This window comes from Erwinia sp. BNK-24-b (genome assembly GCF_047456155.1).
GTDB classification, from domain to species: domain Bacteria; phylum Pseudomonadota; class Gammaproteobacteria; order Enterobacterales; family Enterobacteriaceae; genus Erwinia; species Erwinia phyllosphaerae.
In genome coordinates this window covers 4325676-4341692 of sequence record NZ_CP179901.1, presented here as the reverse complement: position 1 = coordinate 4341692, position 16017 = coordinate 4325676, and the positions used below count along the sequence as shown (strand labels likewise).

The 16017-nt window shown below is 53.3% G+C and carries 15 protein-coding genes; 12 read left to right on the top strand and 3 right to left on the bottom strand.

The window, feature by feature from the left end:
• The first annotated feature begins 259 nt into the window (after positions 1-259).
• Both ubiC and ubiA read left to right on the top strand, forming a co-directional pair.
• Positions 260-787, top strand: coding sequence for a chorismate lyase (gene ubiC / locus ACMGGR_RS20040; protein ID WP_414147704.1), 528 nt, complete (start codon positions 260-262; stop codon positions 785-787).
• A 1-nt stretch (position 788) separates the two neighbouring features.
• Positions 789-1661: a 4-hydroxybenzoate octaprenyltransferase gene (ubiA, locus tag ACMGGR_RS20035; RefSeq protein WP_414147703.1), complete on the top strand. Its 873-nt coding sequence runs from the start codon at positions 789-791 to the stop codon at positions 1659-1661.
• Between the two features lie 57 nt (positions 1662-1718).
• Here the strand turns inward: ubiA and plsB are convergent, their stop codons facing one another.
• Positions 1719-4148 carry a glycerol-3-phosphate 1-O-acyltransferase PlsB gene (plsB, locus tag ACMGGR_RS20030; protein ID WP_246762409.1) on the bottom strand — a complete coding sequence of 810 codons (2430 nt, stop codon included), beginning with the start codon at positions 4146-4148 and terminating at the stop codon, positions 1719-1721.
• 128 nt (positions 4149-4276) lie between these two features.
• Here plsB and ACMGGR_RS20025 point away from each other — a divergent pair, with 128 nt between their 5' ends.
• From ACMGGR_RS20025 to ACMGGR_RS20015, 3 genes are all read left to right on the top strand, one after another.
• On the top strand, positions 4277-4639 hold the full coding sequence (locus ACMGGR_RS20025) for a diacylglycerol kinase (RefSeq protein WP_246762412.1): 363 nt from the start codon (positions 4277-4279) through the stop codon (positions 4637-4639).
• 102 nt (positions 4640-4741) lie between these two features.
• Positions 4742-5350 carry a transcriptional repressor LexA gene (gene lexA, locus ACMGGR_RS20020; RefSeq protein ID WP_246762414.1) on the top strand — a complete coding sequence of 203 codons (609 nt, stop codon included), beginning with the start codon at positions 4742-4744 and terminating at the stop codon, positions 5348-5350.
• A 486-nt stretch (positions 5351-5836) separates the two neighbouring features.
• Positions 5837-6046: a CsbD family protein gene (locus ACMGGR_RS20015; protein WP_246762415.1), complete on the top strand. Its 210-nt coding sequence runs from the start codon at positions 5837-5839 to the stop codon at positions 6044-6046.
• 147 nt (positions 6047-6193) lie between these two features.
• Here the strand turns inward: ACMGGR_RS20015 and zur are convergent, their stop codons facing one another.
• Positions 6194-6703 carry a zinc uptake transcriptional repressor Zur gene (gene zur, locus ACMGGR_RS20010; RefSeq protein WP_246762426.1) on the bottom strand — a complete coding sequence of 170 codons (510 nt, stop codon included), beginning with the start codon at positions 6701-6703 and terminating at the stop codon, positions 6194-6196.
• A gap of 454 nt (positions 6704-7157) precedes the next feature.
• Between zur and ACMGGR_RS20005 the strand changes: the two genes are divergently transcribed.
• From ACMGGR_RS20005 to pspG, 3 genes are all read left to right on the top strand, one after another.
• The gene (locus ACMGGR_RS20005) at positions 7158-8402 is read left to right on the top strand and encodes a conjugal transfer protein TraF (RefSeq protein ID WP_246762417.1); all 1245 of its coding nucleotides are present in this window, start codon (positions 7158-7160) and stop codon (positions 8400-8402) included.
• Between the two features lie 113 nt (positions 8403-8515).
• Complete coding sequence (gene dusA / locus ACMGGR_RS20000) at positions 8516-9511, top strand: tRNA dihydrouridine(20/20a) synthase DusA (RefSeq protein ID WP_414147702.1); 996 nt, start codon at positions 8516-8518, stop codon at positions 9509-9511.
• Positions 9512-10352: 841 nt separating this feature from the next.
• Positions 10353-10583 (top strand): envelope stress response protein PspG, encoded by a 231-nt coding sequence (gene pspG, locus ACMGGR_RS19995; RefSeq protein WP_414147701.1) that lies wholly within the window; start codon positions 10353-10355, stop codon positions 10581-10583.
• A 242-nt stretch (positions 10584-10825) separates the two neighbouring features.
• Here the strand turns inward: pspG and ACMGGR_RS19990 are convergent, their stop codons facing one another.
• Positions 10826-11806, bottom strand: coding sequence for a quinone oxidoreductase (locus tag ACMGGR_RS19990; RefSeq protein WP_246761275.1), 981 nt, complete (start codon positions 11804-11806; stop codon positions 10826-10828).
• A 92-nt stretch (positions 11807-11898) separates the two neighbouring features.
• On the opposite strand from ACMGGR_RS19990, the gene dnaB reads away from it, so the two are divergent.
• From dnaB to ACMGGR_RS19970, 4 genes are all read left to right on the top strand, one after another.
• Positions 11899-13314: a replicative DNA helicase gene (gene dnaB, locus ACMGGR_RS19985; RefSeq protein ID WP_246761276.1), complete on the top strand. Its 1416-nt coding sequence runs from the start codon at positions 11899-11901 to the stop codon at positions 13312-13314.
• A gap of 72 nt (positions 13315-13386) precedes the next feature.
• The gene (locus ACMGGR_RS19980; RefSeq protein ID WP_246761277.1) at positions 13387-13857 is read left to right on the top strand and encodes an Lrp/AsnC family transcriptional regulator; all 471 of its coding nucleotides are present in this window, start codon (positions 13387-13389) and stop codon (positions 13855-13857) included.
• A gap of 245 nt (positions 13858-14102) precedes the next feature.
• Complete coding sequence (locus ACMGGR_RS19975) at positions 14103-14717, top strand: YitT family protein (RefSeq protein ID WP_414147700.1); 615 nt, start codon at positions 14103-14105, stop codon at positions 14715-14717.
• A 68-nt stretch (positions 14718-14785) separates the two neighbouring features.
• Positions 14786-15979 carry an amino acid aminotransferase gene (locus tag ACMGGR_RS19970; protein ID WP_246761279.1) on the top strand — a complete coding sequence of 398 codons (1194 nt, stop codon included), beginning with the start codon at positions 14786-14788 and terminating at the stop codon, positions 15977-15979.
• The last annotated feature ends 38 nt before the right edge of the window (positions 15980-16017 follow it).

The following is a 16017-nucleotide window of genomic DNA, read 5'->3' as shown; positions in this document are numbered from 1 at the left end:
GCGGTCTTATCAGGGCCGCACAATGAAACGGTACTTTTGTATTGTGCTCATTGTTTCTGGTGCGCTGTGGTCATCCGGAAGTGGAAACTGGTCAATTTCCAGTAATTCATTCACGGTGATCGTCAACGTAGCAGGCAAGTAAGCCAGGAGACCGTCCTGCGGGGCGGTTTTCCGCTTCGCCTTTCGGTTAAAATTCTGTTTAACGTCTTTTGCCTTGCGCTACACTAGGGCACCTTATTTAACTGTCCGGAGAAGCGCAATGACCGATGCCGCGCTAACACAGTTGCGCGCCCTTGAGTGGCTCCCTCTTTCTGCACCAGCGCTGACCGCGCCGCTGCTCGACTGGCTGATGGAAGAAGACTCCATGACCCGCCGTTTTGAGCGCCATTGCCAGAAAGTGACGGTGAAAATCCTGCGTGAAGGCTTTGTCAGTGCAAAAGAAGCAGGTGCCGATGCCGGGCTGCTGCCTGCGGAGTCGCGCTACTGGCTGCGCGAAATTTTGCTGTGCGGTGACAACGAGCCATGGCTGGCCGCCTGCACGCTGTTGCCCGAATCCACGCTGCACGGGCCGGAACAAAAGCTACAGCAGCTTGGCACTCAGCCTTTAGGTCGCTATCTTTTCGCTTCTTCAACGCTAACTCGTGATTTTATCGAACCGGGAAGAAGCGATGACTTATGGGGACGTCGCTCACTGCTGCGCCTTTCCGGCAAGCCGCTGCTGCTGACCGAACTGTTTTTACCGTCCGCGCCGCTTTACGCGTCAGCGCAGGCTGAAAGGAAGATGTAGCATGGAGAAATCTCTGCAGACAAGTAAGCTTCAGGCCTATAGCCGCCTGATGCGTATCGATAAACCTATTGGATCGCTGCTGTTGCTGTGGCCCACTTTTTGGGCACTGTGGCTGGCTGGTTTGCGTATTCCGCCTTTCAACGTGCTGATTGTATTTGTGCTGGGCGTCTTTTTTATGCGCGCGGCGGGCTGCGTGGTAAACGATTTTGCCGACCGCAAAATTGACGGTCATGTAAAGCGCACTCGCGCCCGCCCGTTGCCAAGCGGCGCGGTAACCTCGACCGAAGCCAAATTATTGTTCGGCGGGCTGGTGCTGGTGTCGTTTTGCCTGGTGCTGACCATGAACCTGATGACGATTCTGCTGTCATTTGGCGGCCTGGCGCTGGCGTGGATTTATCCCTTTATGAAACGCTATACCCATCTGCCGCAGGTAGTGCTGGGTGCGGCGTTTGGCTGGGCAATTCCAATGGGATGGGCCGCCGTTAGCGAAACGGTGCCGCTAACCTGCTGGCTGCTGTTCTTCGCTAATATCTGCTGGACGGTGGCGTACGATACGCAATACGCGATGGTGGACAGAGATGATGACCTGAAGATCGGCGTGAAGTCGACGGCAATACTCTTTGGCCGTTTTGACAAGCTGATTATCGGGTTATTGCAGCTGGTTACGCTGGTACTGCTGGTGGCTATCGGTCAGCTGATGCAACTGGGCATGCCGTTTTACTGTTCGCTGGCAGCAGCCTGCGCGCTGTTTATTTATCAGCAAAAGCTGATTAGCGCCCGCGATCGAGATGCCTGCTTTAAAGCGTTCCTGAATAATAACTATGTAGGGCTGATACTTTTCGTGGGTATCGCGCTGAGCTGCGCGCCTTTTTGATAGTGTTGATGAAATAAAAAAGGCCAGCATCTCGCTGGCCTTTTTTTATCGCTGAACTTATCCGTGGGTCAGCGCGCTTTCAATCGTCATCCGCACTTCCTGGCTGATCAAATCAGCCAGCATCTGATAAACCTTATGCGTTTGCTCATAATGCGCATCGCCGCTATCGCTGATATAGCCTTGATCGCGCAGCGTTAGCACCAGTGTTGAAAACACAGCCTTATCAAAGAACTCCGGTGCGTTGATGCCGTGCAGCACGGAAAGACGCTGCGCCATCGTCCGGCTCTCTTTCTCCAGCGTACCGCGATTAATCGACGGATTGGCACTAAGAATAGAGAAGGTGATGGCATAACGCTGCAATGTCTCACGCACACCAGCCGCCAGCAGCTGCAGCGTATGGAAACGGGCAGGGCTAAGGCGCAGCGTTTGCGTGTGCTCGTCGGCGGTCAGCAAGCCCTGACGGGCCATTTCGCTGACCAGCAAATCCAGCACGCCCGGCAGCTCGTCTTTTTCCCAGTGCAGGAACAGCTCGCTCTTCAGCATTGGATAAATCACGCTAACCTGGCGCAGCAGCTCGGCGCGCGTCAGCTCCTGATGCTGCATCAGGATCACCGCAATCACGGAAGGCATTACCAGCATGTGATGAACGTTGTTGCGGTAATAGGTCATCAGTACCGCCTGCTCGCGCGGCAGTACAATGATCTCGCCGATATTATCCTGCTCGATTTCAAACTTATTCATGCTTAACGCATGATCCAGCAGCGCATCCGGCGTCATGTCCGGCACGGTCGAATCTGGCGAATAAGGGACGTTGCGCAGCAGCTGAATATAGCAGTCAAGCTGTTCGACCAGCTGCTCGCGGGTCAGCGAGCGCTGACGAGAAGCCAGCAGGGCAGTAACGCACAGGTTCATGGCGTTAGCCGCACCCGCGTTATTGATCCGCACCATTACGCGCTGGGCGATATCGTTTACCGCAGGCGTCAGCCAGGCCGGGCGCTGGGACTCGATCGGATCGATAGAATCACGCCATTCGGGCACATGTTTATTAAGGTAAGTAACCAGCGGCAGCGGTTCGCCAAAGTTTACATAACCCTGGCCGAGATTACGCAGCTTGCGCAAGCCGCGCACCATCTGCATAAAGCCTTCTTTCTCTTTAGTTGCGCCGCGCAGCTCCTTCGCATAGGTGCCCACTTCCATTACGTGCTCGTAGCCAATGTAGATAGGCACTAACGTAATCGGACGGTTACCGCCGCGCAGCATCGCCTGGATAGTCATCGACAGCGTGCCGGTTTTCGGATCAAGCAGGCGGCCCGTACGTGAGCGACCGCCTTCCACAAAGTATTCTACTGAATAGCCTCGGGTAAACAGCTCGCCCAGGTATTCGCGAAATACGGTGGAGTAAAGCTTGTTGCCTTTAAAGGTACGACGAATAAAGAACGCGCCCAGACGACGGAAAATCGGGCCGGCTGGCCAGAAATTCAGGTTGATACCGGCGGCAATATGCGGCGGCACCAGCCCCTGGTGATAGAGCACGTAGGAGAGCAGCAAATAGTCCATGTGGCTGCGATGGCACGGTACATAGACAATCTCGTGTCCGTCCTGTGCCAGCTGCCGCACGCGTTCGCCGCCGTTAACGTTAATGCCCTGATAGAGCTTGCTCCACGTCCAGCCCATAATTCTGTCGGTCAGACGAATCGCCTCGTAGGAGAAATCAGCCGCCACTTCTTCCATCAGCTCAACGGCATTCTGCTGCGCTTTTTCATGGGAGATTTTCTTGCTGCGCGCTTCATCCTCAACGGCTTTTGCAATCGCTTTAGACTGCAACAGCTTATTGAACAAATCCTGACGAACGGGCAGGCGCGGGCCAATCGCCGCCAGGCGCTGGCGGGCAAAATGCATTCTGGCTACGCGTGCCAGCTTCTGGGCGATAGTTTTATCCGTGCCGTGCTCTGTTGCCATCCGGCGTAGTGACACCATCGGTGAAAAGCGCACAAAGCTGTCGCGTCCCAGCCACAGGACGGCGATAAACTTCTGGATACCGTTTAATACGCGCAGATGCGGCTGGCTTTCGCCCTGAACTTCGCGGCCTGGTGCGCGGCCAAACATCACCGCAACGGGTACCATCTGCACATCAAGCAGAGGATGACTACGGTGCAAATCCAGATAGTCATGGAACGTTTTAACGGATTCCAGATTCGGCGCATAGTAAGGAAACACGCGCGGGCCATCGTGGATAAACACGTAACGCGGCAGCAGCGTACCGTCGATTTCCAGCGGATCTAAGGGATCGGGAAGATCTTCTTTGCGGCACTGCTCGCGCAACGCCAGCAGATCGGCCTTTGAATCATACGGTAGTACATACATAATAGGGCGCGACGTATCGAGCCCCAGTTCAGCGACCGGCTCGGCGGGGATCGCCTTACTCTTTACCAGCATTTTTACCGGTAAATTCAACAATTTATAATATAATTTACGCCAACCTGACATAGACAACATGAAGCCTCTCGTTAGCAAAGCGCCGCAAGCATACCAGAATCCTTGCATGAGATCTGTGATGTTACAAAATGTGCGCTACCCTGACATTGACGTTAAACATTACAAAGGGTTCCCTTGATATGACAAATAACGCCGTCGGTATCACGCGGATTATCAAAGCTGCCGGTTATTCGTGGAAAGGATTACGAGCGGCATGGCAGCATGAAGCCGCTTTTCGCCAGGAGCTGGTGGCAGCAGTGATTGCGGTCATTATCGCCTGCTGGCTGGACGTCAGCGTACTGGCAAGAGTCATGATGATCGGGTCCGTCGCGCTGGTGATTATCGTCGAAGTGCTTAACAGCGCCATTGAAGCCGTGGTCGACAGGTTGGGCAACGAGTTTCACGAGCTGTCCGGACGCGCCAAGGATATGGGGTCGGCGGCGGTGCTGCTGGCTATCTTGCTGGCCGTTTTCGTCTGGCTGAGCATATTGCTTTCACGCTGAACGCCCGTAAAGTAATTGTCGTTTTTTGCACAGCTTAAGGTTTTCAACGGCGAAATACCTGTATATACTTACAAGTGACTGTATAAACAACCAGGGGGCGGGATGAAAGCACTAACGGCAAGGCAGCAACAGGTTTATGACCTGATTCGCCAGCATATTAACCAAACCGGCATGCCGCCGACGCGGGCAGAGATCGCTACGCAGCTCGGTTTCCGTTCCCCGAATGCGGCTGAAGAGCACCTTAAAGCGCTGGCGCGCAAGGGCGTTATCGAAATCGTTTCCGGTGCATCACGCGGTATTCGCCTGATGATGGAAGACGAAGACGGCCTGCCGCTGATTGGCCGTGTGGCTGCGGGCGAACCGCTGCTGGCGGAACAGCACATTGAAGGACATTACCAGGTCGATCCGGATTTATTCAAGCCGGGTGCCGATTTCCTGCTGCGCGTTAGCGGCATGTCGATGAAAGACATCGGTATTATGGATGGCGATCTGTTGGCCGTACATAAAACGCAGGACGTGCGTAACGGTCAGGTAGTGGTTGCGCGTATTGATGACGAAGTTACCGTCAAGCGACTGAAAAAGCAGGGTAACATCGTTCATTTACTGCCGGAAAACAACGAGTTCCAGCCTATTGTGGTTGACCTGCGTCAGCAAACCTTTTCAATTGAAGGCCTGGCGGTTGGCGTGATACGTAACGGTAACTGGCTCTGAGCCACCGCTTCTGGTGATTTCTCCACGCGTCGTTTCTATAACGGCGCGTTGCGGCTTTCCTGAGTTTCAGATCTTCTCTTAGCAGCACAGATTTTCCTTTCTTTTAACACGGCATTTGACCGTGACTGCCTTCCCCGTGTTTGCTGTACTGCTACTGCTACTGCTACTGCTACTGCTACTGCTACTGCTACTGCTACTGCTACTGCTACTGCTACTGCTACTGCTACTGCTACTGCTACTGCTACTGCTACTGCTACTGCTACTGCCGTCTTTCTTAATGGCTACTGTCTCCGCACGTCGTACAGGCTTGTTACCTTTGCTTTCACACCGCTTCGCTTTTTTTTGCTGGTCGCCATGCAAAACCGCCATCATCTACTACAATTATTAGTACGTTAAGCATTTAGGCAGCGTTTTATGTTGCTGTCAGCCGTTTTGCTGTAACGATAAGCTGTTATCACCTAAGGTTCTAAGTTAAGGAGAGACAAGATGAATAAAGACGAAGCCGGCGGTAACTGGAAGCAGTTAAAAGGTAAAGTGAAAGAGAAGTGGGGCAAGCTGACCGACGATGATATGACCATCGTTGAAGGCAAACGCGATCAGCTGGTAGGTAAAATCCAGGAACGCTATGGCTACACTAAAGACCAGGCCGAAAAAGAACTCGGTGACTGGGAAACGACGAATAAACATCGCTTCTGAGGATGTTAAGTAAGTCGCTGGCAGGCTAAATAATCAGTCTGCTTAACAAGGGTGGTGCTTACGGCACCGCCCTTGTTTGTTTATGGCCTTTGGCACGTCATTGACACTGGTCAGACATGGCTTAAATATATTTGAAGGGTTAGCTACTTAGCGGCCACGCTTTTTGGCAACAACCGTGTGATCGTGCTGGCACTCATCCTGGTGCTGGCAGGCTTCAACTTCAACGCAATTAAGGCACAAACCGTGTGCTTCAATAACGCTATTGGTCAGCGCAAAACCCGTGCTTTTTGCCAGTGACTTCAAAATAGCCTCTACGCCTTCGGCATGTTGTTCAGTCACGGCCCCGCAGCGGTCGCAGATTAGCATCGCCGAGGTATGTGAAGGCTCTTCAAAGTGATGGCATACCACATAGCTGTTGGTCGACTCCACCCGATGCACGAACCCCTGCTCCAGCAAAAAATCCAGCGCGCGATAAATCGTCGGCGGCTTGGCCTGTGGTTCGCTTGCGCGTAGCAGGTCCAGCAGATCGTAAGCGCTGATTGCGCCGTGATGCTGGCTCATTAGCCGTAGCACTTCCAGACGCTGAGGCGTCAGCCTGACGTTGCGCTGCTGGCAGATAGACTCTGCCTGCGACAGGATTTTTTCAGGACTGTTTATCTTCATAGCTCTCCCCAGGCCAGCTTAGAACGTTATGTTATCACAATGGCGTTAAAAACGCCGCGCTTCCGCGTGGTCGAAGGCTGCCTTGCTCATCTTAAGATCCCTCTCTTGCCGATGGCGAAATTATCAGGCTTTTTGCAGGGTATTCCTGTGCTTATCATTCAATCCTATGATGAGAGAGGCTGTACCATTCGAAAATCAAGGAGACGGTTGTAATTAGCGATATTTTATGTACATTTACTTAAGTAATTGTTAATAATTTTGGTGGTTACAGGGAAATACTGGCTCTGCTTTAAGGCAGCTAACAGATTAAAAGAAGCGCAATGCGTAGAAAAACCACACTATTTTGGTTTAGTTCCGGGCAATGGCCATTTGACTTAAGGTTCATTATGCAGGCAGTCATCTTCGGCGCGCTTCAGGCGTTGTCTCCTTTTTGAAGGGTTCAAGGTAAATGGTCAAAAAAACACGTAAACTGAGCAAGCTTCCCCGTTCGATTGCTTTTCCCGTCCTGTTTCTGGCACCGCTGAGCGCGCTTGCCGCCGGTAATTATTACGATGCCCGTAACGATGCAATGGGTGGAACGGGCGTGGCTTCATCAACTTATGGTACGGCCGTGCTGGCTAACCCGGCGCTGATGACCAAAGCCCAGCCGGATGACGATGTCAGTATCATTCTTCCCGCCGTTGGCGCGCAGCTGACGGATAAAAACAAGCTGATTGATAAGGTTGATGATTTAACCGACAGCGTTGATAACTATCGCGATATCGCCAACCAGGGGATCTTTAGCCTCGCTGATTACCCGCGGGTACAGTCTGCCGCAGGCGATCTGGCCAACCAGCTACGTGGAATTAAGGGCAGTAAGGCCTGGGCGACAGCGGGCGCAGCCGTTGCCGTGACCGTACCTAATGAAGTTTTGCCTTTCGCCTTTGTAGCAAAAGCCTACGGTACGGCTCACGTTGCGACAGATATTAGCCAGAATGATATTAATTACCTTCAGGGTATAGCTGACGGCACCCGCATCCCACTGCCGGGCGATCAGAGCTCACTGACCTCGGCAGCGTTGGGACGTGGTGCGATCGTTTATGACTATGGCGTTGCCGTGGCGCACGAATTTAATATCGCCGGGCATCCGGTTTCTTTTGGTATTACGCCGAAGATTCAGAAAACTTATCTCTATAACTACAGCGCTTCTGTTTATAACTACGATAAGTCGGACTTTACCAAAGGCCGTTATAAGAACTCTAACACCGGCTTCAACATGGATGCCGGTGCCGCCACCGATTTGGGCGATAACTGGACGCTGGGTTTAAGCGCGCAGAACCTGATTGCACGCGATATCGATACCCGTGAAGTTAACGGCTATAAGGATACCTACCAGATCCGTCCGGTCGTAACGCCTGGCGTTTCTTACCACACCGAGCGGCTGACGGCGGCGCTGGATGTCGATGCCACGCCAACTAAACGCTTCAAAACGGTGGAAGATAGCCAGTATGCGGGTATAGGTGCGGAATATCGTGTACTGAGCTGGTTACAGCTGCGTGCAGGTTATCGCGCCGATATGAAATCTAACGACACTAACGTTGTTACCGCCGGTTTTGGTCTGTCACCGTTTAATAAGGTGCACCTGGATCTGGCCGGTATGCGCGGCAACGACAATACCTGGGGTGCCGTGGCGCAGCTTAACTTTACGTTCTGAGTCTCCTTTCGGGCGCATCCCGGTGCGCCCGCATCGTCCGCTTAGCGATTGCGGGCAGTCATGCTATCATTGCGCACATTATCGTCATTTGTTAATCAGAGTTTTTGCGCTTTATGACCCATAATTTACCCGCCCACCGTTTTTCCGTTGCGCCAATGCTGGACTGGACCGACCGTCACTGCCGCTATTTCCATCGTCAGCTGAGCCGCGAGGCCTTGCTCTATACCGAGATGGTGACCACCGGCGCCATTATTCATGGCAAAGGCGACTATCTGGCGTGGAACCAGCAAGAGCAGCCGGTCGCGTTACAGCTTGGCGGCAGCGATCCGCTTGCGCTGGCGCAATGTGCCGAACTGGCGCAGGCTCGCGGTTACAACGAGGTTAACCTGAACGTCGGTTGTCCTTCAGATCGTGTACAGAACGGGCGCTTTGGCGCTTGCCTGATGGGCGAGGCCGCGCTGGTGGCGGACGCGGTGAAAGCAATGCGCGATCGCGTGTCGATTCCGGTTACGGTAAAGACGCGTATTGGCATTGATGACCAGGACAGCTATGCGTTTCTTTGCGATTTTATTCGTCAGGTTTCGGAGCAGGGCGGCTGCGAGATGTTTATTATCCACGCGCGTAAAGCCTGGCTTTCTGGCCTGAGCCCGAAAGAAAACCGTGAGATCCCACCGCTGGACTATGAGCGTGTTTATCAGCTTAAGCGCGATTTTCCACACCTCACTATTTCCATTAATGGCGGCATAAAATCGCTGGCGGAAGCGAAGGTGCATTTGCAACATGTGGATGGGGTGATGGTAGGTCGCGAAGCCTATCAAAATCCGGGGATGCTGGCGCAGGTCGATCGCGAGCTGTTTGGCAGCGATATTCCTGCTGTCGATCCGGTGGCCGTGGTGCGTTCAATGTATCCTTATATTGAACGTGAGCTGGCGCAGGGAACCTATCTGGGACACATTACGCGGCATATGCTTGGTTTGTTCCAGGGTATTCCGGGTGCGCGTCAGTGGCGGCGTTACCTGAGCGAAAATGCGCATAAAGCGGGTGCGAACGTCGAAACGGTAGAAGCGGCGTTGGCGCTGGTAGCGGATAAGGTGCCGGCCGGGGTTTAACGGAGTTGCTGGCGCTGGCGCTGTATTAATAGTGTCAGGTATCAAGGGCCGCTGTGGCTTTGATATCGGTGAAAAGGCAGCAAGGGCCGCTGGACCGCTGTTACTGTTGCTGTGATACCGGGGAAAAGGTAGCAAGGGCCGCCGGACCGCTGTTACTGTGGCTTTGATATCGGTGAAAAGGCAGCAAGGGCCATGCGGAACACGGACACGCCGTAAACCCGTCCCTGGGGGCTTGTTTCGCGCGTCCATGCGCGAAAACAGTCCGCTTATCCGCATGGCCCTTGCTGCTGGTCAAGCGGCTGAGTCGCGGTAAATATCAATGTGGCATCGGTATTAGCCTGTAAATCGTTATGGCGCTGTAGCTCTTGCTACTGATCAAGCGGCTGAGTCGCTGTAAGTATTAATGTGGCATCGCTGTTAGCCTGTAAATCGTTATGACGCTGTAGCTCTTGTTACTGGTCAAGCGGCTGAGTCGCTGTAAGTATTAATGCGGCATCGTTATTAGCCTGTAAATCGTTACGTGTGCTGTAGCTCTTGTTACTGGTTAAGCGGCTGAGTCGCGGTAAATATTAATGTGGCATCGCTGTTAGCCTGTAAATCGTTATGGGCGCTACGGCTATTGTTGCTGGTCAGGCGACTAAGCCGTTAGGCAAGACCTCGGGCTCGGTGCCAGACAATCTGTTTTCTCAAAACCTGGTCAATATCGCGCCAGGTAGTGACGATATTGACTACGTCGCCGGTAGTCCTTTTGATTATCCGCATTATTTTCAATATATTAGATAAACAGAAACCTGGCACGCATCTTGTAATAAAGAAGAATATCTTTAATCAGGAGTACGCTATGGAAATTTTCTTTGTTCTCGGCTTCTTTGTCATGTTGCTACTCACCGGCGTTTCTCTACTGGGTATTATCCTGGCGGTAATCGTTGCCAGCGTGGTGATGATGTTTGCGGGATTGCTAATGATGGTAGTTAAAATGCTGCCATGGCTGGCGCTTGCCGTGGCCGTCGTCTGGATTTATCGCGCCTATAAAAAGCCGTCGGCAACAACAAAGCGTTGGATATCTCGCTAATATCAATGCGTTGTCGACAAAGTTGCAGACTGTAATGCGGTATCGATCACAACCTGACAGTTTTCATAGATGATTTTGCAATTAAGCATATTTTTTACTTATCAATTCTGCCAGGATGGCTCCACTGAATTTCCAAAATTCATCGCCGCTGACCCTACAAACAGCGCGAACTATAAAAAAGAAAAATGGGCTTCCTTCGGGAAGCCCAGCTTATTTCCGGCATCTGAAACGCGAGAAGCGAATCAGGGGATAAGCAGGCTGGAACCCTGCGTGACGCGGCTTTCCAGCGTTTTGTGCGCCTGCTGAGCATCCGTCAGCGCGAACTTCTGCTGCTCCGGCACATCTACTTTAATCGCGCCGCTGGCAATCAGCGAAAACAGCTCGTTGCTGGCCTGAGTCAACGCGTCCGCTGTAGTGATATAGCCGTTCAAAGAGGGACGGGTAACATACAGCGAACCTTTCTGGTTAAGAATGGCCAGATTTACGCCGCTAACCGGGCCTGACGAATTGCCAAAGCTGACCATCAAACCCCGCCGCTGTAAGCAGTCCAGAGAAGCTTCCCAGGTATCTTTACCTACCGAATCGTAAACAACGCGCACTTTCTTGCCGTTGGTCAGTTCCAGCACGCGTTTCGCTACGTCTTCTTCACGGTAGTTAATGGTGGCCCAGGCCCCAGCCTCTTGCGCTCTGGCCGCTTTTTCCGCCGAGCCTACGGTGCCTATCAGATGCGCGCCCAGCGCTTTCGCCCACTGGCAGGCTATCAGTCCCACGCCGCCGGCCGCCGCCTGGAAAAGGAAAGTTTCATCCGGCTGCACGACATAAGTCTGGCGCAGCAGATAATGTACGGTCAGGCCTTTCAGAAACGAAGCCGCCGCCTGTTCAAAAGAGATACTGTCAGGCAAGATAGCCAGCTTATCGGCTGCAACGGCATGATACTCGCTGTAAGCGCCGAGAGCAGATTGTGCATAGACCACGCGATCGCCCGCTTTTACCATCGTCACGCCTTCGCCCACGCTTTTTACTATGCCTGCCGCTTCCGTGCCCAGTCCACAGGGCAAAGATGCCGGATAAAGCCCGCTGCGTACATAGGTATCAATGTAATTGATGCCGATGGCCTTGTTCTCAACTACCACTTCGCCCGCCGCTGGTTCAGGCATGGCAACGTCAATCACCTGCATCACTTCCGGCCCGCCGTGCTGGCTGATTTGTATACGTTTTGGCATGGTCACTCCTGTTGATTCGGCGTCATTCGGGGAGGACGAAAGGTCGCCAAACGGGTATACTGGCGCGTCCCCACACAAGGTATTACATCACTATGGCAGGAAATAAACCCACCAACAAATCCAATGAAAACCGTGAGCCGCGCGACCGGCAAATGGAAGGGCTGAAGCTGCCGCCCCATTCTCTGGAAGCGGAGCAATCCGTGTTGGGCGGACTGATGCTGGATAACGAACGCTGGGATAACGTGTCCGAGCGCGTGGTGGCACAGGACTTTTTCAGTCGTCCGCACCGCATGATCTTCAGCGAAATGCAGCGCCTGCTGGAAATGAGCAAGCCTATCGATCTGATCACGCTTTCAGAATCCCTGGAAACCAAGGGCGAGCTGAACATGGTTGGCGGCTTTGCTTATCTGGCCGAGCTATCTAAAAATACGCCAAGTGCGGCGAATATCGGTGCCTATGCCGATATCGTGCGTGAACGTGCAGTTGTCCGCGAAATGATCGCAGTGGCAAATGAGATCGCTGACGCGGGTTACGATCCGCAGGGCCGTTCCAGTGAAGACTTGTTGGATCTGGCCGAATCACGCGTTTTCCAGATCGCAGAAAATCGCGCCAACAAGGATGAAGGGCCAAAAAGCGTCGATCAAATTCTGGAAGCGACGATCTCCAGGATCGAATCGCTCTATCAGACGCCTCACGATGGGGTAACCGGCGTGGATACCGGTTATCAGGATCTGAATAAGAAAACCGCTGGCCTGCAGCGTTCGGATCTGATTATTGTCGCGGCTCGTCCGTCGATGGGTAAAACCACATTTGCCATGAACCTCTGCGAAAATGCGGCGATGCTACAGGATAAACCGGTGCTGATCTTCAGCCTGGAGATGCCCGGCGAACAGCTGATGATGCGTATGTTGGCTTCCCTTTCGCGCGTCGATCAGACACGTATTCGTACCGGCCAGCTCGACGACGAGGACTGGGCGCGTATCTCCAGCACGATGGGTATTCTGCTGGAGAAAAAGAACATGTTTATCGATGATTCGTCCGGCCTGACGCCAACGGAAGTACGTTCGCGCGCGCGCCGTATTTTCCGCGAGCACGGCGGGCTGAGCATGATTATGATCGACTACCTGCAGCTGATGCGCGTGCCGGCGCTTTCCGATAATCGTACGCTGGAAATTGCAGAAATCTCACGCTCGCTAAAGGCGTTGGCTAAAGAGTTGCAGGTGCCGGTGGTGGCGCTGTCGCAGCTTAACCGTTCTCTTGAGCAGCGTGCGGATAAACGCCCGGTCAACTCGGATCTGCGTGAGTCCGGCTCTATCGAGCAGGATGCCGACCTGATTATGTTTATCTATCGTGACGAGGTTTATCACGAGAACAGCGATCTGAAAGGCATTGCAGAAATCATTCTGGGCAAGCAGCGTAACGGTCCTATCGGGACGGTACGCCTGACCTTTAACGGCCAGTGGTCGCGCTTTGACAACTACGCCGGGCCGCAGTACGACGACGAATAAAATAGTGTTGGACAACAGAGCGGCAACTGGGGTTATCTGTCCGGCAGGAAATGCTTAGCCGCCGGACGAATAATGACCCAGATTGATGATTATGATCTCAAGATATTGACCTTACTGGAAAGCAACGGCCGCCTGACCAATCAGGAGTTGAGCGATTTAGTCGGGCTTTCTGCTTCCCAATGCTCCCGTCGTCGTATCAATCTTGAACAGGCCGGGCTGATCCTCGGCTACCATGCCCGGCTATCGCCCGATGCGGTTGGCCTGGGCATGATTGGCCTGATCGAAGTTCGCCTTATCAACCACACCGAAGAATACGTCGACAGCTTCCACCATATGGTCGCCGGGCAGTCAGCTATTGTGGACGCCTATAAAACCACGGGCGACGCTGACTATCTGTTAAAGGTCGCCGTGGCCGATCTGGCAGGTTTAAGCGCTTTAATCAGCCAGCTGGTGGCGGGGCACAAAAGCGTGTCGCATGTGAAAACGTCCGTGGTGCTTAGCCGTCTGAAAGAAAACGGCATGATGACGCCAGGCTGTGCTTAAAGAGCTGTTGCGGGCGCTGTGGATCAATCTGGTGCACGTAAACCCGGACTTATGCGTAATCTGTGCAGAAAAAGCAAATTTCATGCACGTCATTTCTGTTTTTTTAGTGTTTCCATACACAAAACAGAAAATTTAATTGCTGGTTTATCAGTAAGTTAATCAATCCTTTGAAAATATAGATTTTTCAGGGGTAAAGTGGTGCGCTTTTTGCTGGAAATAAGGTTATTTCCCGGAGGATCAGCATCATGGATAATGTCGTTCAGCCCGCCAGCATCCCGCATACCTTTGTCGAAGATGCGCTTGCACTACTGTTTGGCACGTTAATGGTTTCTTTTGGCGTGATGCTTTTGAAAAGCGCCGGAGCGTTAACCGGCAGCACCGCCGGTATCGCCTTTCTTATCAGCTATCTGACCCATACTTCTTTTGGCGTGGCTTTCTTTCTGATTAATCTGCCGTTTTACTGGCTGGCCGCACGCAGAATGGGCTGGGTTTTCACGGTCAAAACCTTTTGCGCGGTTGGGCTGGTGTCGCTGTTCAGCCACCTGCATCCGCTTTTTATCCATTTTTCCGCGCTGGATCCCTTTTATGCGACACTGTTCGGTAACGTCGTCATGGGCGTCGGGTTTATAGTATTGTTTCGGCACAAGGCTAGCCTGGGCGGCATAAATATTCTGGCGCTGTGGCTGCAGGATCGTTACGGTATCCGTGCCGGAAAGCTGCAAATGGCGGTTGATACCTGCGTGGTGCTGGCCTCGCTGTTTGTGGTGTCGCTGCCGATGCTGGCGGCCTCCATCGCGGGCGCAGCGATCCTCAATCTGATTATTGCGATGAACCACCGTCCTGGCCGCTATTCTGTCTGAAGAATGACAAAGGCAAGGCGTCCGTTGCCGTGGCAGCCTGACCTAACTTATCAATGGAGATTTTCACCGTGTTTCAAAACGTCGACGCCTACGCTGGCGATCCAATTCTTTCCCTGATGGAAACCTATAAGCAGGATACGCGCCCGCATAAAGTTAACCTGAGCATCGGGCTTTACTATGACGGACAGGGCGTTATCCCACAGCTGAAGGCGGTTGCCGCCGCAGAAGCACGTCTGAATGCCCAGGCGCACGACGCCTCTCTCTATTTACCGATGGAAGGTTTGCCGGCATATCGTAGTGCGGTAGCGCCTTTGCTGTTTGGTCAGGATCATCCGGCACTGAAAGCGGGACGTATCGCCACCATCCAGACCGTTGGCGGCTCCGGCGCGCTGAAGGTTGGCGCTGATTTCCTGAAGGCCTATTTTCCGGGATCTCAGGTTTGGGTCAGTAACCCAACCTGGGAAAACCATATCGCCATTTTTTCCGGCGCAGGTTTCCAGGTAAATACCTATCCGTGGTATGACGATGCCACTAACGGCGTGAAGTTCGAAGAGCTTGTTGCCGCGCTGAAAACGCTGCCGCCGCAGAGTATCGTGCTGCTGCATCCGTGCTGTCATAACCCGACCGGTGCCGATCTGACTAACGAGCAGTGGGACAACGTGACGGAAGTGCTGAAAGAGCGCGACCTTATCCCGTTCCTGGATATCGCCTATCAGGGTTTTGGTAGCGGAATGGAAGAGGATGCCTATGCGATCCGCGCTATTGCCGCCGCCGGTTTGCCTGCGCTGGTCAGCAACTCTTTTTCCAAAATTTTCTCGCTGTATGGCGAGCGCGTCGGCGGCCTGTCCGTGGTCTGTGAAGATGCAGAAGAAGCCTCCCGCGTGCTTGGTCAGTTAAAAGCTACCGTGCGCCGCAACTATTCAAGCCCGCCAAACTTTGGCGCACAGGTCGTTGCCTGCGTGCTGAATGATGCACAGCTGAAAGCGGACTGGCTGGCGGAAGTTGAGGCGATGCGCGTGCGTATCTCCACGATGCGTCAGGCGCTGGTGGACGTGCTGACTACGGCAGTGCCGGGCAAAAACTTTGACTATCTGTTAAAGCAGCGCGGCATGTTCAGCTATACCGGCCTGAGCGCGGCGCAGGTCGATCGCCTGCGCGACGAGTTCGGTATCTACCTGATCGCCAGCGGACGTATGTGTGTGGCTGGCCTGAACAGTGATAACGTGCATCAGGTTGCCGAGGCTTTTGCTGCGGTGATGTAATTTTTTCTGGCCACCGTCGTTCTGACTGTGGCCATCTT